Below are 16,615 nucleotides of genomic sequence, written 5' to 3' on the forward strand. Positions count from 1 at the left end.
CCCGGATGTAGAGCACATCCGGGATTAGTAGGTTGACTCATTTTTGACACTAGATTGAGGAAGGCTACTCCTTTCCTCCACATCTCAAGCTCGAGAGCTTTATAATTCCCCATCTTTAACAAAAATCCTAATAGCCTCATACAAAAACCTCAAAAAGTCCTCATCGCCAAACTGAGCGAAATAACTAGCATATCGGCGATCTGTTACATAGACATCTGCAATGCATGTCAAAATCTCAGCATCACACACCATAAATGTTTCGAGGCAGCTTTTCCATTCCCGAATGTACTTTTGCACCTCAACAGAAGCGGGAGACTGATCTTGGTGTTGAGCCAGCTTACGAAATACCTTCTCCATGTTTAACGAAAACTGCTGGTAGGCTTGTTGTTGCTCCTCGGAAGACAGGCGGTTCACATTTTTCTCAAACTCCTGGTACTTTTCCGTATCTCCATAGACGAGCTTCGCCTCGGAGTCGTATTGCTCTTGAATGGACAGGATGGGGGAGTCGTCAAACATATTGAGATGAACGATATCCGTCCCATCTACATACTCGTCCAACTGGCTGATGATGGTTTCGAGCTTTTGCTTTCGTTGCACAAGTGTACTGCGGTGCTCTCTTAAGATCTCTTTCTGTTCATCCTTGGAGAGCTTCATCATGTCTGCAATATCCTTCAATGAGAAATTCATTTCCTTGAACAACAGAATCATCTGCAGATTCCCCAGTGCTTCCTGATCATAGAACCGATAGCTATTGTCCGCGACTTTGCTCGGTTTTAAGAGATCTGTTTTATCGTAATAATGTAATGCGCGTTTGGTAATACCAGTGATCTGAATGATATCTTTAACGGTGAAATAGGGTGTCTTCATTCCAAAAGTCCTTTGTTTCAGCAAGGATCTCACTTGCCGGAGTGATGGTTGCTTCGGTGATATGTCTGCCTGTTTTGTTCAAATAGTATTGAATTAAGTGATAGCCGCAGGCATAGCCAGCAGCATAGGGCATCCCTACAGGAGTAAAGTTCTGCGTTCTAGCAAGATCGTCCCCGTATAGATAGGGATTAATCTGCTCGAAGCCTGTGACATGCAGTTGGTCCTTCATTTTCGGTTTAATAATTGTATTTAGGGTTTCCATATTCGTTTTGGCCACCCAGGGTCCTAATAACTCTTCACCATACAGAGATGTTGCGAAGCTTTCTGCGAGTCCCTCACTAACAATCATTTCTCCTAGCGTAACATACGGATCCCACTGAATAAATTGATATCTCACGTTATGATTGCACTCATGGGCTAATACGGATTGGATGCGAGGTAAAGTATATGCATTCGGGATCAGGTTCGCGATAATATAGCCGGGGATTCCACCATCTCCGCAGATTCCTTCATTCATTTGCATTGCCTGACTGTTCTGATCTCCTAATAAAACGGTGTATAGATATTCCGATACCGGAAGATCGATGCCATTGTTCGTAAATGTGGTTAGGCTTGCCCTAACAGCTTCATCGCATTGCTGCCAAAATGTTTCAGATGAAATAGCTGCGAGCGGTTCGTTAATTTCGGGCGTAATGCTTGCAGGTGAAATATTCATCAAATTATTCATCGTGATAACGTCAAAGCCATGAGGATCACTGGATCGAAAGGGGATCTGTTGAATGTTCCACTTCGGCATAAAAGGCCCCATCATCTCCTGCCGGTATAACTCCAATTTCTGATCGGGTGACGTATGAATGATCTTCTCGTAAATTTTATCTGAACGTAACGCGGTAATCTTCATTGTAATCTCTCCTTCTTGTAAGCTTGATTTGATTATCAAGTATCACCTTACGTAACAGTCAAGGAGCTAGAAGAAGAAAGTTGTATTCCAATTAGCTGCTTCAAAAATCAGTTGCTTAGCTAAAGAAATGACAATCTCTTTTTATGACAATATGGATACCGATTCGAAACCAAAAATGGATATCTTTGTAGTATAATCCATTTGGCCTTGGTACGGAATCTTGTGTCAAAAGATGAAAGGAGATTTAATCGGTGAATAAGGGAATAGCAGTATGGTTACTGATGGGTGCTTTTTTGGTTGCAGGATGTGAGGCCGACTCTACAGGATCTAATCCGCCAGAGCAATCAGAATCGCCGAGCCGTCAGGTAACAATAGAGCCAAAGCAAGAAACGAATCCAACATTACATTGGCTCGGATCGTCGGAGGGTGAACAAGTAAAACTCTATGATAATCGGGAAGCAAAAGATTCACCCCATATATTCACTCTAGAGATAAATGGAAATATCAAAGACTTTGATTGGTACTATCTTGGGGATATGGGAACCGACCCGCAGGTACATTATACGGATCTTACGGGGGACGGTAAGGAAGAAGCTGTAGTAATCATCCAGACTGGGAGAGGGACAGGCTTAAATAATTACGATATCCATGTCGTGAACGCCGATGACTTCTCCGAAATTAGAGTACAGAGTTACGAAGACATTGTAGCGAATTACATTGAATCGCATGTTAAGAAGAACGGGGATGGCACGTTAGCGATTGCAGTAGAAGCACAAGGACAAGAATATAATTTCGATTATGATTTCGATCCCGCTCCAGATTACGAGCAAGATGAGCTTGGTTTTGGCGGTGTAACAATCTACAGGCTGGAGAATCAGAAAATTAAATTAAATCTTCCCGGATCTGTTGGGATATCTCCCACATATGTATGTGATTTTAATGTGACCTACACATATGACGAGGCCAAGAACGAGTTCATCGTTGATCAGATTGAAGTCGAACCAGTTGAAAATGGAAAAGCTTAACCCTATTGCAGGGCACATCCAATACATTTTATAAAACGTTTACAAACTTTCAATTCTGCCCTACCTTTTCAGGAGCGAAGCTGAGATAATGGGAGAGGAATATGGCTAAGAAACCAAAGGCAAAACAGTCTTCACCCACAGCATAAATAAACGCTACATACCCATAGGAGGAGTAGAGATGACGACACAACCATTACAACTGATCCAGTCCGCAGAAGGCCAAGCATTGCTTGCTCAAATGTATGGACAGCAGCAGGTCGAGGAACAGACTGCACGTTACACGAAGCTGAACGCTTCTTTTGAAGAGTACTTTGGTGTACAAGAGGGCAGCAAATTGTTTAGCGCCGCAGGACGCAGTGAGATTGGTGGTAACCATACGGACCATAATCATGGCAAGGTACTGGCAGGCAGCATTACGCTGGATACGATTGCAGTGGCGGCACCAACCGCGGAATCCGTGATTACCTTCTATTCGGAAGGTTATGACAAGAAATATGTAATCGATCTCACAGATCTGACGCCAAAGGCAGAAGACGACGGTACGACGGCATTGATTCGCGGTATGGCTGCGGGATTCGGAGAGTTTGGATACAAGGTGGGCGGCTTCCAGGCGTACATCTCCAGTAACGTGTTCTCGGCATCGGGTCTAAGCTCGTCGGCTTCCTTCGAGATGCTGATCTGTACGATTCTGAATCATTTCTACAACGAAGGAACGCTGGATGTTGTGGTGATGTCCAAGATCGGTCAGTATGCGGAAAATCAATATTGGAATAAACCTTCCGGTTTGCTGGATCAGATGGCTTGTGCTTATGGTGGTCTGATTGCAATTGATTTTGCGAACCCGGCTGAGCCTGTCATTGAACCTGTGCAATGGGATTTCCAACAGAATGGCTACTCCCTGGTGATTGTAAATACAGGCGGAAACCACGCCGATCTGACCGAAGATTACGCTGCCGTGCCGTTTGAGATGAGAGCGGTTGCTCAGGCGCTGGGCCAGGAGTATGTTCGGGAGATTACAGCCGAGAACATCTACGCGAACCTCAAGCAGGTACGTGAAGCTGCCGGAGATCGTGCGATGCTGCGTGCACTTCATTTCCTGGAGGAAAATAACCGGGTAGATGGCCAGGTGAAGGCATTGCGGGATGGACGTTTTGCGGAATTTCTGAAATTGATTACAGCATCCGGGAACTCGTCCTGGAAGTGGCTCCAGAATGTATATCAGAGTGGTTCTGTGAAGGAGCAGGAGATTGGGATCGCGCTGGCCCTGACTGAAAACTATCTGCAAAATCTGGGCGATGGTGCCTGCCGTATACACGGTGGTGGATTCGCAGGGGTTATTCTGACCATCCTTCCAAACGACAAAGTCGAGGAGTATATGTCCTGGATGCATGGCATGCTGGAAACGCCAATTATTGTCGTGAACGTGCGCGCACAGGGTGCAGTGTGTCTGAATGAATTGATCAGCTAGGCGCAAAGTCATTCTTCTCATTAAATTTATGGGTATCGATGTAAGGCTTCGAACATAAAAGAACGTGAACAAACGAATCAGAAGACTAAATAAATGTTTAACCAAGTCCGGGCCTGCCCGGGCTTTTTGGTTTATGTTAATTTCGACTAAAGTCCAAACTTTGAAGATGATTTACGTGTTGATTAGGTAGAGGGTTATAAACGGCGGCAGTTGCTTAGATGGTATTTAACATGAAACAGAGGAATATTTCAGTACGTTTTGACAAGGGGAGGGTATGAAGGATGACTACATCCACAGTGGCGGCAGAGCTTGAAGAGGAACAATTATATGAAGAGTTGAGGCGTGAACTGGAAGATGTGGAGGATGGTGAGCAGCGGCAAAGAGTCCTGAATCGAATGATCAGACAGCTCAAGTTTGCCAAATGGCGAAAAGGACGAATGCATAAGTTCGACACCTACTTTCAGAATGTAAAACCAGTAACCCTTTGGGTTATTTTAGCGACGGGGGCACTTACGCCCGTACTATTATTTAGCATGTTCATATGGGTGTCGCTGTGGGTGGAATGAGATTGAAGCAGAGAGGGTAATTACCTTGTGTAGGGGAGCAAAAGATTGACATCAAGAGACAAGGGAGGTACTTATGTTATTTGCAGTTTTTTTGTTGCCATTCTATTCAGTGCTCTGCTGATCTTTCGAATGGATGAAGGAAGAAGACTGAGAATCAGTGCACTAACGGTTGTGGTGTACTGCATATTGCTGTGTCTGTTACTTGTATTTCAATCTGTTGACCAGGGTGAAGATTTTATGTATCTGGGTGCGAGCGAAGAGGAGTAGGTGTTGAAGTTATGGTAACGGCGAGTGAGGTTGGATGTATAGATGTAGCTGATTCTACTTCTTTTGATCAAGAATCTCTTTGGGAACAATCGCATTCTGCACTTCAAAAGTATCATAATTGACGAGAATCGTGATCTCTGTATCTTTATTATTCTTTACATGGCCGTTCAAACTCATATTGTGACTCAGGTCGGCGGGAAGGAATTTATAATCAGTGAACTCTACCTCCACACCATAGTTCTCCTTAAAATAGGTGAGGCTTACTTGTTGGGCTTTCTCTAAAGTTTCCTTTTGCTCGTTGGACATACATCCGGAAAACAAAAAAATGCATATGAGAAAAAATGAGAATGTAAGGTGTTTTCTTATGAGCATATTCACTTCAATACTCCTTGCTGCTATTAATTGAGGAGGATGTTGTTATTTTTTTAAAATGAAGCTTTAATTTTCTAATCAAAACTAAAAAACTCTTCTCCATTAACAACGATGCAACCCCTTTATATATAACATATTACAATTACATTTGGAATTAATTAGTGAAAAAAAGAGAACCGCAAATCACCAGAATAGAGCATTCCAATGGTTGCAGTTCTCTGAGTTAACTTTAATTTTAGTGTGACCCTTGCGAGTGTTTCTGTTCGAGAGGTTGCACTTTCCCTTGCATATACTGGTGATATTCACGGAAACTGCTGATATGATGCAAAGCATCGGTTTTGGATGACTGGATTTTGATCTTACCGATTCCAGGGTTCTTTTTCATCTCGGTCAGTGCTGATTTGGATCCTTCGATATCACCTGACATTTCCTGAATCCGCTGCAGCAATGCTGGGTGCCCTTCATGCTGAAGCATCTCAGCAAGTGGTCTCATTTCCTCAAGCTTTTGACTGGATCGTTCGAGTGTGGTCATCACCTGATCCCCATCGGTACGTGCACTCAATGAGACCATTCGGTGAATATGATCTTTCTCCATACGCTCCAGTGCCTCAAGATGAGAAGCCTCAAGTCGCTTGGGGTCATTCCAGCTTTCAACTTGAACCTCAGGTTCATTTTGCTGTGATGCCTGGTTTGCACTATTCCCGTTATTCCCGCATCCCCATAGTAAAGATGAACAGGTCAGGATTGCACCGACTGCAATGATGCTTTTCAAGCTCATGTTGTCACTCCTTCAATTTTTTCCTGAAGGTAGTATGAGCCAACATATATCGAATCATGCTTATTAAGCAGAATTTCTTTCCTGTAATTACGCATATCCCCAAAAGTTTTGGTAACAACAGCCTACATTAATTCTTTAATGATGGTACTTTGATGTTATCAATTGCAGACTTTTAGCTTATTTTTGCTGACCTTTGTTTTCGGTGTACGGCTCTTGATTTATAATTAATTTAATTGAATAAGAGGTAAATATTACAAATTAAATACATCTAACGGTTACACAAAGAGACCCGGGAGTTCTCCGGTTCGATTTTTGCTAATACAGCTGTTCCATTGCAGTGATTCCTTAGGGTGAGGAAATTTCCTTTTTTGGATTACGGCTATCAATAAACCAACCCACTCCTTCGACACTGAGAACTTCCTGTGTGTCGTAGTTATACGAAACTGTAATCCGTTCATCTTCATGTCCAGTTACATAACCGTACAGGTAAAGACGCGAATGGATTGAAGGATTGTCAACATCATGGCTGGTTACAACAAATTCAGCATTGTAATATTGCTTGATGTACTGGGTGCTGATAGGTGTAGCAGTTTCTACAATTTTTTGTTGGTCGGCGGTGGACATGCTCGAACATCCTATTACAAATGTAAGAATGAGCAAAATCAATGCCATAAATAGCTTTATTCTCATTAGCTGTATTTCTCCTTTTCTGGTAAAAGGTACAAATATAAATTTAGTTTAGTTGGAATTTTAGTGTCAGACAAGGGAGGTAGCGATGCACATCTATAACAACCCAATTTGGCGCAGGACCTTTACGCTACTGTATCCCGCCATTATTTTTATCTTTCAGAGCTGGGGACCAGTATTGGAATCGTGGGCGGGTCCCATTATCTTTGTTGCTTTATTTTGCTTTCTGTGGAGCGGGATTGAGGAGATGTTTATCTCGACTGGCCTGACCTGGTTTGTGGCCATCCCGTGCTGGTGGTATTTTATTGAGCGTCCAAAGCCGTCTTTCGGTGCGGAGAATTTTGCGGCACATTTATGGTTAATTGTCATTATATATATCGTTTTCGTCCTCATTCCTCAGGCACTGATCCTGACCACTCGTCTGCAGATCATGGATTATTATAAGAAGTGATGGGAAAGTTACATCGCGTTTCAACGTAAGGAAGGAGTGTACATATGGAACGTAAAAAGAATCGGGGAGCATATATCGCGTTGTATGTTTTGGTACTCGTAGGACTCCTGCTTCTGATCCGTTCATGCGCTCCACAGGACATCAATTCCATGCTAAGCGAGAATGGCATTCATTCAGACCAGGTAATGGTTGTAACCCCCATAGATTCACGAACTCATCTGGTTTTATATCAGAATATTACTGCTGATGGCTTAGCATCCGGATTGATTGAGCAAGAGCCATGGTCATCCCGGGTCACGCTGCCACAGGACATCCTTCAGGATAATCCAAATGAGCCGATATCTTCTCATAGATCGGGATACCAGATGTCCGATGGGAAAACGTTCGATGTTGCTTACGGATATGTCCACGATCCGGAGATAACAAAACTGAGCCTTCGATACGAGCTGAATTCATCGTCTGAGGAAGTGGAAGCAGATATCCTTGAACCCTCGAATAAGAATCAAGAGATGTTATGGTACGCCATAATTCAGCACCCGACAACAGGGATACAGCTCGACATACAGGGATTGGACCATGTAGGCCAAGTGATCTACTTATCGCTCAAGAACGAAGATTAGGAGGCATCTCGTGAATCGTATCAAACGAATAAACAAATCCTACTTTATTTTCCTGGTCTGGAACGTACTTATGATCTTTGCTGTACAAGGGTTAACATTTCAACATGAAGCTGGCAGAGGAGTCTCCGGCAATGGTAACCCGGGGATACTCATCTTGTTTCCGTCTCTTCTTACGTTTCTGATCTTGTGTATCTGGACGGTATCACTGTCCAAGTGGTGGTTATATGATCAGCGTCAGCGCTGGGGCGAGAAAGTGCATGTCATGGTGCCTCTGGCTGCTGTGCTACTATGCATGTTGTCTGTCTTTTGGCAGCTGCTCATGATTGAGGATCTGCGAGCACAGCTAGGCGGTTTCACGAATGATCCGAGCTCGGCGGTATACCGTTTTGGCTGGTTGAATCAATATACGAATACTCTTTATTACAATGCTCCAATCCTGCTGTTTGGACTGTCATTGTCTATATTCATTGGCTGGCTAATGGAACGCAGTTTACGTAAAAACAGTTCATAAGCTCCTTTCCATCTTCCTTCGCATACCTGAAATAACCCAACTAACACTCAAATAAGCCCTCTTGTCCGGTTTCGACCAAACAAGGGGGCTTCCTGCTTCTACTATTCTATACTCTTCTCTGGAATTTTCCCGTATAGGGGATGGTGATCTTGATGTTGAGGTTCTGAATGGAGTCTTCGGTCAGGATCATCTTCGAGCCATTATTGGATAGCTTACGCCACAGGCCTGGGTTTTTGCGGTACAGCTTCTCCTGAAGGCCGTACACATCCACCCCGCGCCGCAGTCCTTCACGGTACGTTTGCAAGATTTGATCCCGTAACGTTTTCTCGCTATATTGGACCATTTCATCATAGGAAATAGGGGTGAGATATTCGTACAAGGCGGTCAGGTACTTGGCATCGATATTGAAGTGAACCTCATTCCCCTTAACAACCGGCTTGATCTTAAGATTGGGTAGGCCTACACTGAGGACCCCATAGATGGTTCCCTCATTTTCAATCATCAGTGGTGCGCGCCGCATATCCTTGAGCAGCCAGTGGTAACCCGGAAGCTTACTGCGAGGTAAAAATTCGAAATTATCTCCGGTTCGTTCGAAAAAGGCACCCTCGATGACAAACAGTTCATGCTCCTTTTTATTTTGTTTCCAGTAATCCTTGTTGAGGGAAATACTCGGTAAATAGGTGGTCGTCGACGCATCATTATGCGTGGAAATTAGCTTGAAACTAAGCACCGGAGGAAAGAGCGACTCCTCCAGAAACGTAGGGAGCGGGTTATGCAAAATGCTGTCCAGCGGTGACATATTGTAGATGGATGTTGCGCTCAAAATATCCTCCAGTGGCTCACGAGTGCCATACACCCAGGTGGTATATCTCGATTCCGGAAAGCGCCCGAGCATATCAAACACATCCTTGATGCGATTGCTTGTCAGAACGCTTTCGTCCATGACGATGGCGGTGACATGGCCCCAGGCGATATGAAGCTGAGCACTTCGGAACAGTTCGTTTACAGCCAGATTCAATGTTTTCCCAGCCGCATGTCCCACCCATACGGGAGGGGTATCCGCTGTTTTGGCAGAGCTTTCGCTTTTGGCTACACTGGCAAAGTCCATCGTTTGAACATACATGTGGTACAAACCGTCCTTGTATTCTATGCCAATTGCTTTGGCATAATCGACCTGCTGAATCTCATAGGCACTCCAGCATCCGCTGGTCACTAGACATAGCGCAAGGCTAAGTAGTCCTAACGACCACCTTCGCATCTGCCGTTTCATCGATCGTTACCTTCTTTGCGTGGCTTTTGAGTTTCAAGATAAACCGGTCTGCGCTTCATCCATCCCTTCGGAAGCTTGAACAGGGATGCCATGGCCTGCTTGAAATTAAGTGGCGTCAGCGGTGTCAGGTAAGGAATGCCGAACGACTTCAGATCGGTCAGATAGATCAGGAACAGGATGATGGACAGGATGAAGCCGTATATACCCAGGGATGCGCTAAGGACAAAACAAAAGAAACGCAAGATCAGCACCGAACTGGTCATCACCTGATTCACGATCGTAGCGCCAGCGACCACTGTGACGGCAATGACGACAATCATGAGCGGGGAAACCATACCCGCACGAATGGCTGAATCTCCGATAATCAAACCACCAACGACGGTCAGCGTTTGACCAATAGCACTGGGAAGACGTACTCCTGCTTCCCGGAATAGCTCCATCAGAAGCATAATGAGAAACATCTCCACACCCGATTCCATTGGCAGACCCATCCGTCCAACCGAGATCGTGGCTACGAGTGGAAAAGGCAGCTGATCCATATGAAAGGAAGTGAGTGCAATATAAAATCCGGGCAGGAATATGGTCACCAAAAGACCGATAAAGCGCAGCATGCGGCCCATGTTCACCGGGAGGAAAGGGAAGTTTGCATCCTCCGGGGATTTGAGAAGCAGGAACAGATTCACCGGACCAATAATAACACTGGGATTGCCATCTACGATAAGAATGAAGCGACCATTGAGCAGGCATTCTGCTGCAAAATCGGGTCTGCCCGTATAGTGGGTTAACGGAAACAATGTGAGCTTCGCTGGAGATAACAATTCCTCCAGCTCGTTGGCTGCCATAATGCGTTCTGTATCAATCTTGCGCAGCCGATCCTTGACATCGTCAATTAACTCGGGGTTGGCAATATTTTTGATGTACATCAGAGCGACTTTGGTCACCGTACGTGAACCAATTAGTTCGATATTGCAGGCTAAATCGGCTGTACGCAGACGTGTACGAATCAACGTGATATTCACCGACATTCGTTCGATGAAGCCATCCCTCGGACCGCGGATAGATACTTCCGTTGTGGATTCTTCCGGTGTGCGGGTAGGAATATTGGATATATCCATGCTCCACATGGTCTGCAGGGAAGGGATGCAGACCAGCATATGACCCTCAAACACCCGGAGGGATATCAGTTCCGTCCCCAGTTCACCCTGCAAATCCATACGTGTCCATTGCAGGGTGATGGATCTCTCGATATCGGATGTGCGCAGAAAGTGAGTATGCTCGTAAGCACGAGTCAATTCAGGCAGAATGATATCGTAAATGGATTTGCTATCGACCATGCCGCTGCAATACACAAGGATGATCTGTACGGGAGACTCCCCGATCATATGGCTGCTGATGATGACATCATCAGATCCGTCAAAAAAAGTCGTCAGGTTATGCTCATTCATCCGAAAAGCTTCAGCCGGTTTCGGGCCCTTACTGGGTCTTGTTGTGATCGGCATGGGCAGGAGTCTCCTTGTCTTTTTTGTGTATGAACGCGGCCAGGGTTAATAGGACGGTAACAATGGATACATAGATGAGCATCACGGGAAACTGAATGTGTCTCACATAATAATCGACATAATCAATCCGCCACCATTGAATAGCAAGGAAGGACATGATGAATGTGACGGACAATACGGCAATGTATCTCTTCTTGGGTCTGCGAACATCCAGCAGATCAACGATGAGATAGATGGAAATGGCCACTCTGGCAAAAGAACCGCTCAGCCACTGATAAATGGATAGGAAGTCCACGTGCTGGAGCAGTTTCCCGATGTTCACCAGCTTCCATTGCTCATAAGGGCTATTCCGCTGCTTGGCTGCTTCCTCCGGACCGAATTCAACGATGGCTCCGAGAGCAGGTCCGATCGCCATGCTAAGCATAAATAGCCCGAGCAGTAAAAGATGCCACCAGCGAATTTTGCCTTTGACATCGTGCTGAAACAGCATCAAGATCCAGATCTCCATCAGTCCTGCAAGCGAATAGATCATGCCATTCATAACGGGTCCTGCACCATATTCCATGATCGGGAATAACTGGCCGTAGTCCTTGTATTTCATGTTGGCTGACATGACAAAATAGCCGAGTAGGACCACGAAAGGCAGCAGGATGCTCGAAGTCATGGCAATGGAACGAATCCCTTTGGCAGCCGCCCAGGCAGCAACCAGCGCTCCGCCTCCGGCGAGCACGTAAGGCGGTGTAAATTGAAGATACGTGGATACCGTCCAGTTCGTTGTCTCATATAAGGTATGTGTGCCAAGTGCGAGCAGTAAAAGAGAGGCCGAAATACGAAAGATCCAGGAAAAAACCGCTCCGAACTCCCGCGTAATCCAGTCGGTCAGACGCTGTCCCCTCACCCTTCGGATAATAATGAACATCATACATAGAAAAAGCATGAAAAAAGGCGCAGCAGCCACTACAGATAGCCAGCCGTCTCTACCGGCCTGATCGAGAATGGCCGGAATGGATAGAACATGGCATACCAGTCCTGCACTGAGCAAAATGATGGAAAAGGACAGCCATATCGTGATTTCTCCCTTGTCACGGCTCATGGAAATCCTCCTTTCCGTACGAGGAAGTTTCCGTTAGCTTGTACAGCATATGGCGATTCGATTCCTCTAATCTGCTTTTTGAAGCAAAACGTTCCATTACATAACGGTCGGACAATTTTTGTCTCCATTTCCGATGTAATTGCCATCATGCTGCACATGTTCTCCGTTAGAACGGACATAAATTTCCTGCTCCTTATCTGCAAAATATGTCCCTACTGTGCCTGCCGCTCAAGGTATACCGTTAAGATACATCGCAGACAAGAGGAGGATGATGCGAATGAAATGGTGGTCTTCTAACCGACTTCGCCTAATTCAAAATAATCTCCGCGAGATTGATGCGGATATGAATGTGGACCTGTTGATCCAGGAGCTGCAGGAGTTCCAAGCCAATGTGCTGATGATGAATGCGGGAGGAATCTTCGCTTTTTACCCTTCTGCACTGGAGCATCAATATGTCACACCTTATCTTCAGACCGATTTATTGCAAGAAGCGGTATCGAAGACCCATGAGCAAGGAATGAAGTTTATTGCCCGCTTCGATTTCAGCAAGGCGCACGAATCGCTCTTTGAGGCACATCCGGAATGGTTTTATCGTGACCGTAACGGACAGGAAGTGAACTATTACGGCATTGTGCATACGTGTCTGAATGGGGCGTATCAGCAGGAAAAGTCGATTGAGACGATAACGGAGGTACTTGAGAAGTACCCGGTGGACGGCATTTTCTTCAATATGTTCGGATACCAGCATTGGGATTACAGTGGCAACCATTATGGACCTTGTTATTGCGACAACTGCAGGCGTCGTTTTCAGAAGATCTGCGGGGCTGAACTGCTGAACTACACGGGGCCGGAGCATGAACTGCATCGAGCGTACCTTCATTTTCAGGAGATTACATCCAGGGCGATCCTGGAGAATATTGCAGACCGGGTAAAATCCCGTTGGCCGGATGTGGCCATAAGCACCTACCACCCGCACCGGGTTGACATCATTCGCAAGGAATCGAATACATCGCTAACCCGAAGCTTGCCTTTATGGCAGTATTCCGCCTCAGAGAATGTGGCCTCCGTAGTGAGCAGCTGGGACGATAAAATGGTCAGCAATTGCAGTATCAATGCCATAGATCTGACCTATCGGTTCACGGGAGTGTCTCCCTATGAGACAGAAGTAAGGTTATATCAGAACATCGCCAGCGGCTCCGGACTTGATTTCTGTATCATAGGGGCCTTCGAGGGATATCCGGATCGGAAGAACTTTGAAGCAGCTCGGGACATTTTCAGGTATCATGCAGCACATGAACATATCTATGGAAGTCTTGCTTCCATGGCTGAAGTCATTTTGATTAAACCAAAGGCGCCAGAGGCAGGGACTGAATATTTGGGTCTGTTCAAAATGTTAAAAGAAGCCCATGTCCTGTTCGAGGTCATCGTAGAAGACCAGATTACCGCCATGGCTCATAAGCTGGCCGCAGTGAAAGCAATCATCTTGCCTGGTTTGCAAAGGCCGCACACTGATACCAAGGAAACGCTGGGCAAATTGCTCAGCCAAGGCGCAGCGCTGCTTGCTACGGGAAATGCCTTAAGAGAGGATTCAGAAGCATTATCAGACTGGTTCGGTGCTGTGCATACAGGGAATACCAACTTGCTTCCCTCTGCCTATCTTCACGTGGGAGATGAAGAGCGTTTTCCCAGTCTGAAGGACCGGGAATGGATCACGGTTAGCGGTAGTTTTGATCATGTAAAATTTGACCCATCGAATACCGAATGCCGCATGCCGTATATTGAACCTGCATCGTTCGGTCCGCCTGAAAGGGCGTATGGACACCGGGTGGGGGACAGTTACGGGCTGGGAATCTCGGCACCGGCAACCGGCGGTACAGCAGCCTATTACACCTGGAATCCGGGTGTTCTGTATTATAGGCACGGTTTTGAAGATCACAAACATGCCGTGGTGGATATTTTGGCCCGGTTGATCGGAGAGAACATGTTAAAGAATGATTTGCCTGCCAGCACGGAGCTATTTCTGAATCGGACGGAGCAAGGAGATGTGCTTCTCCAGCTCCTGAACTTGTCCGGTTTCAACGGAACGACATATATGGAAGCGATACCGCTATACAACCGCACGATTGAGTTTCGCGATATCGGAGTACCTGTTCGGGCGTACTCATTACATTCGACGGGGACCCTCCCCATCCAGGCCGAGGGAAACAAAGTCAGACTAACCATTCCTGAGCTAAAGCGGTATGAAGCCATTCTAATCGAGATGGAACATGTCCCGAAGAAAGAGGTGACATTAACCGAATGAAACCCCAGATAACGACGGTGAATCGTGCCACGGGCAAGCTGCAATCGGGCAGCCTTCTGTCACGAATGTACAAACACCGAATGATCTATTTGCTTATTTTGCCGGGGCTGCTGTATTTCCTGCTGTTCAAGATTGTACCTCTCTGGGGACTGCTGCTGGCTTTTCAAGATTACAATCCGTTCCTCGGTTTTACGGGAAGTGAATGGGTGGGATTCAAGCATTTTAATGAGCTGTTTGCCAGCTCCAACTTCTACATCATGCTGCGTAACACGCTCGCCATTAATCTGATCGCGCTGGTATTCCATTTCCCGCTGCCGATTCTGCTGGCTCTCATGTTGAACGAAATTCGGCATGAGACGTTTAAACGCATCAACCAGTCGATTGTGTACTTACCGCACTTTCTCTCATGGGTCGTCGTTGCCAGCATGACGTTTTTCTTGCTCTCGACGGACGTCGGCATTGTGAACAAGCTGATTGCACAGAGCGGCAAGGATACGATCTCGTTTCTATCGGAACCGAATTATTTCTGGGGGCTGCTTACGGCTCAGAGCATGTGGAAGGAAGCCGGCTGGGGAACGATCATTTTCCTCGCGGCCATGGCGGGAGTGGACCCTCAGCGATATGAGGCTGCTGTTGTCGACGGAGCCGGACGGTTCCGGCAAATCTGGCATATTACACTGCCTGCCATCAGGCCGACCATTATCATTTTGCTAATCCTGCGCCTCGGCAGCATGGCCGATACGGGATTTGAACAAATTTTGCTGATGATGAATCCGTTGGTTCGTTCGGTGGGAGAGGTATTTGACACATATTCCTATACGTACGGGATTTTGCAAGGCAAGATCAGCATTGGGGTTACCGTCGGGCTGTTCAAGGGACTGGTTGGATTGTTCCTGATTGTGGCGGCCAACAAAATTGTAAGAAGACTTGGACATGAAGGCATCTATTAATCCCCTGGGGTGGGTTGTCTGTCAGAAAGGAGGATAGGTTATGAGCTTTGTTGTACAGAAAAAAGGGCTCACGCTCTTCGACTGGATCAATTACAGTCTGGTTGCTTTGATCTCGCTGGCATGTATATTCCCGTTCTTATATGTCTTCAGCGTTTCGTTTACCGATCCGAAGGTGTATGTGCCGCTCAAGTTTTATCTGTTCCCGGAGAAGTGGTCGCTGGAATCCTACCGGTATATTTTATCAACCAACAGTTTTATCAATGCGTTCAAAAGCACGTTGTTTATTACGGTTGTAGGCACCATACTGAATATTATCGTATCCTTCACCATGGCTTATGGGTTAACCAAACGCTCTCTGCCCGGGCATAAGTGGATAATGGGATTGGTTATTTTCACCTTGGTGTTCAGTGCGGGGATTATCCCGAATTACTTGCTTGTGAAGGAGCTGGGACTGCTAAACTCCTATTGGTCCATGATTTTGCCTGGACTGACGAATGCCTGGAGCCTGATTGTGATCAAAAGCTTTCTGGAATCGCTGCCTTCGGAGCTGGAGGATGCGGCGCAGATCGATGGATGCAGTGATCTTACCGCCTTTTTCCGGATTATTGTACCGTTATCCATGCCAGCGATCGCCACGTTTACATTATTTTTTGCGGTAGGACACTGGAATGCGTATTTCAATGCATTGATCTATTTATCCGATTCAAGCAAATGGACGCTGCAGCTGCTCATCAAGACGCTTGTCATCGATTCGAACTCTGTCGCCGTAGCTCAGGCAGGAGCAAGTGATGAAAGCGTCGTGCCGCAGGAGACCATTCGAATGGCGTCGATCGTACTCGCCATGGTGCCGATCCTGATCGTGTATCCATTTTTGCAAAAGCATTTTGCCAAAGGTGTGATGATTGGCTCCGTCAAAGGTTGAATGCAGCTGAAGTTAAATCGTGCTTTATGTATAAATGCAAACGCTTACCAATATTGACGATAAGGG

Annotated in this window: 18 protein-coding genes; 10 read left to right on the forward strand and 8 right to left on the reverse strand. The window is 46.0% G+C overall.

From position 1 onward, the window contains the following. Window positions 1-99 precede the first annotated feature (99 nt). Together CHI14_RS12115 and CHI14_RS12120 are read right to left on the reverse strand one after the other, a co-directional pair. Window positions 100-867 carry a MerR family transcriptional regulator gene (locus CHI14_RS12115; RefSeq protein WP_095288695.1) on the reverse strand — a complete coding sequence of 256 codons (768 nt, stop codon included), beginning with the start codon at window positions 865-867 and terminating at the stop codon, window positions 100-102. Next, window positions 842-1,768, reverse strand: a complete 927-nt coding sequence (locus CHI14_RS12120; RefSeq protein WP_095288696.1) for a DUF2268 domain-containing putative Zn-dependent protease — start codon at window positions 1,766-1,768, stop codon at window positions 842-844. Before CHI14_RS12120 ends, CHI14_RS12115 begins: the two co-directional genes overlap by 26 nt. Window positions 1,769-2,019: 251 nt before the next feature. Here CHI14_RS12120 and CHI14_RS12125 point away from each other — a divergent pair, with 251 nt between their 5' ends. The 4 genes from CHI14_RS12125 to CHI14_RS12140 all read left to right on the forward strand — a co-directional run bounded on the left by CHI14_RS12125 (window position 2,020) and on the right by CHI14_RS12140 (window position 5,094). Then, window positions 2,020-2,793, forward strand: a complete 774-nt coding sequence (locus tag CHI14_RS12125) for a hypothetical protein (protein ID WP_095288697.1) — start codon at window positions 2,020-2,022, stop codon at window positions 2,791-2,793. Window positions 2,794-2,971: 178 nt separating this feature from the next. Next, window positions 2,972-4,261 (forward strand): galactokinase, encoded by a 1,290-nt coding sequence (locus tag CHI14_RS12130; protein WP_095288698.1) that lies wholly within the window; start codon window positions 2,972-2,974, stop codon window positions 4,259-4,261. A 281-nt stretch (window positions 4,262-4,542) separates the two neighbouring features. Beyond that, a complete protein-coding gene (locus CHI14_RS12135) occupies window positions 4,543-4,827 on the forward strand; it encodes a hypothetical protein (protein ID WP_095288699.1) in 285 nt (94 codons plus the stop codon). A 45-nt stretch (window positions 4,828-4,872) separates the two neighbouring features. After that, window positions 4,873-5,094 carry a hypothetical protein gene (locus CHI14_RS12140; RefSeq protein WP_095288700.1) on the forward strand — a complete coding sequence of 74 codons (222 nt, stop codon included), beginning with the start codon at window positions 4,873-4,875 and terminating at the stop codon, window positions 5,092-5,094. Window positions 5,095-5,148: 54 nt separating this feature from the next. Here CHI14_RS12140 and CHI14_RS12145 read toward each other — a convergent pair whose 3' ends face one another. The 3 genes from CHI14_RS12145 to CHI14_RS12155 form a co-directional block, all read right to left on the reverse strand. Next, on the reverse strand, window positions 5,149-5,400 hold the full coding sequence (locus CHI14_RS12145; RefSeq protein ID WP_141236666.1) for a hypothetical protein: 252 nt from the start codon (window positions 5,398-5,400) through the stop codon (window positions 5,149-5,151). Between the two features lie 301 nt (window positions 5,401-5,701). Beyond that, the gene (locus CHI14_RS12150; protein WP_095288702.1) at window positions 5,702-6,244 is read right to left on the reverse strand and encodes a hypothetical protein; all 543 of its coding nucleotides are present in this window, start codon (window positions 6,242-6,244) and stop codon (window positions 5,702-5,704) included. Window positions 6,245-6,589: 345 nt separating this feature from the next. Beyond that, window positions 6,590-6,868 (reverse strand): hypothetical protein, encoded by a 279-nt coding sequence (locus CHI14_RS12155; protein WP_249281078.1) that lies wholly within the window; start codon window positions 6,866-6,868, stop codon window positions 6,590-6,592. Between the two features lie 151 nt (window positions 6,869-7,019). On the opposite strand from CHI14_RS12155, the gene CHI14_RS12160 reads away from it, so the two are divergent. Genes CHI14_RS12160 through CHI14_RS12170 form a run of 3 tightly spaced genes read left to right on the forward strand, consistent with a single transcriptional unit; the run spans window position 7,020 to window position 8,513 of the window. Beyond that, the gene (locus tag CHI14_RS12160) at window positions 7,020-7,382 is read left to right on the forward strand and encodes a hypothetical protein (RefSeq protein ID WP_095288704.1); all 363 of its coding nucleotides are present in this window, start codon (window positions 7,020-7,022) and stop codon (window positions 7,380-7,382) included. Window positions 7,383-7,426: 44 nt separating this feature from the next. Beyond that, window positions 7,427-8,002, forward strand: coding sequence for a hypothetical protein (locus CHI14_RS12165; protein WP_095288705.1), 576 nt, complete (start codon window positions 7,427-7,429; stop codon window positions 8,000-8,002). 10 nt (window positions 8,003-8,012) lie between these two features. After that, entirely contained in the window at window positions 8,013-8,513 is a 501-nt protein-coding gene (locus CHI14_RS12170; protein WP_095288706.1) for a hypothetical protein, read from the forward strand. A gap of 106 nt (window positions 8,514-8,619) precedes the next feature. On the opposite strand, the gene CHI14_RS12175 is transcribed toward CHI14_RS12170, so the two are convergent. Genes CHI14_RS12175 through CHI14_RS12185 form a run of 3 tightly spaced genes read right to left on the reverse strand, consistent with a single transcriptional unit; the run spans window position 8,620 to window position 12,375 of the window. Then, window positions 8,620-9,783 carry a Ger(x)C family spore germination protein gene (locus CHI14_RS12175; RefSeq protein ID WP_095288707.1) on the reverse strand — a complete coding sequence of 388 codons (1,164 nt, stop codon included), beginning with the start codon at window positions 9,781-9,783 and terminating at the stop codon, window positions 8,620-8,622. Next, entirely contained in the window at window positions 9,780-11,282 is a 1,503-nt protein-coding gene (locus tag CHI14_RS12180; RefSeq protein WP_095288708.1) for a spore germination protein, read from the reverse strand. Before CHI14_RS12180 ends, CHI14_RS12175 begins: the two co-directional genes overlap by 4 nt. Then, complete coding sequence (locus CHI14_RS12185) at window positions 11,257-12,375, reverse strand: endospore germination permease (RefSeq protein WP_095288709.1); 1,119 nt, start codon at window positions 12,373-12,375, stop codon at window positions 11,257-11,259. The genes CHI14_RS12180 and CHI14_RS12185 overlap by 26 nt, the downstream gene beginning before the upstream one ends. Window positions 12,376-12,652: 277 nt before the next feature. On the opposite strand from CHI14_RS12185, the gene CHI14_RS12195 reads away from it, so the two are divergent. Genes CHI14_RS12195 through CHI14_RS12205 form a run of 3 tightly spaced genes read left to right on the forward strand, consistent with a single transcriptional unit; the run spans window position 12,653 to window position 16,549 of the window. After that, entirely contained in the window at window positions 12,653-14,677 is a 2,025-nt protein-coding gene (locus CHI14_RS12195; RefSeq protein WP_170948110.1) for a family 10 glycosylhydrolase, read from the forward strand. Further along, window positions 14,674-15,627: an ABC transporter permease gene (locus CHI14_RS12200; protein ID WP_095288712.1), complete on the forward strand. Its 954-nt coding sequence runs from the start codon at window positions 14,674-14,676 to the stop codon at window positions 15,625-15,627. Before CHI14_RS12195 ends, CHI14_RS12200 begins: the two co-directional genes overlap by 4 nt. A 40-nt stretch (window positions 15,628-15,667) precedes the next feature. Further along, window positions 15,668-16,549: a carbohydrate ABC transporter permease gene (locus CHI14_RS12205; protein ID WP_095288713.1), complete on the forward strand. Its 882-nt coding sequence runs from the start codon at window positions 15,668-15,670 to the stop codon at window positions 16,547-16,549. The last annotated feature ends 66 nt before the right edge of the window (window positions 16,550-16,615 follow it).

Source organism: Paenibacillus sp. 7516 (assembly GCF_002272715.1).
Classification (GTDB): domain Bacteria; phylum Bacillota; class Bacilli; order Paenibacillales; family Paenibacillaceae; genus Paenibacillus; species Paenibacillus illinoisensis_A.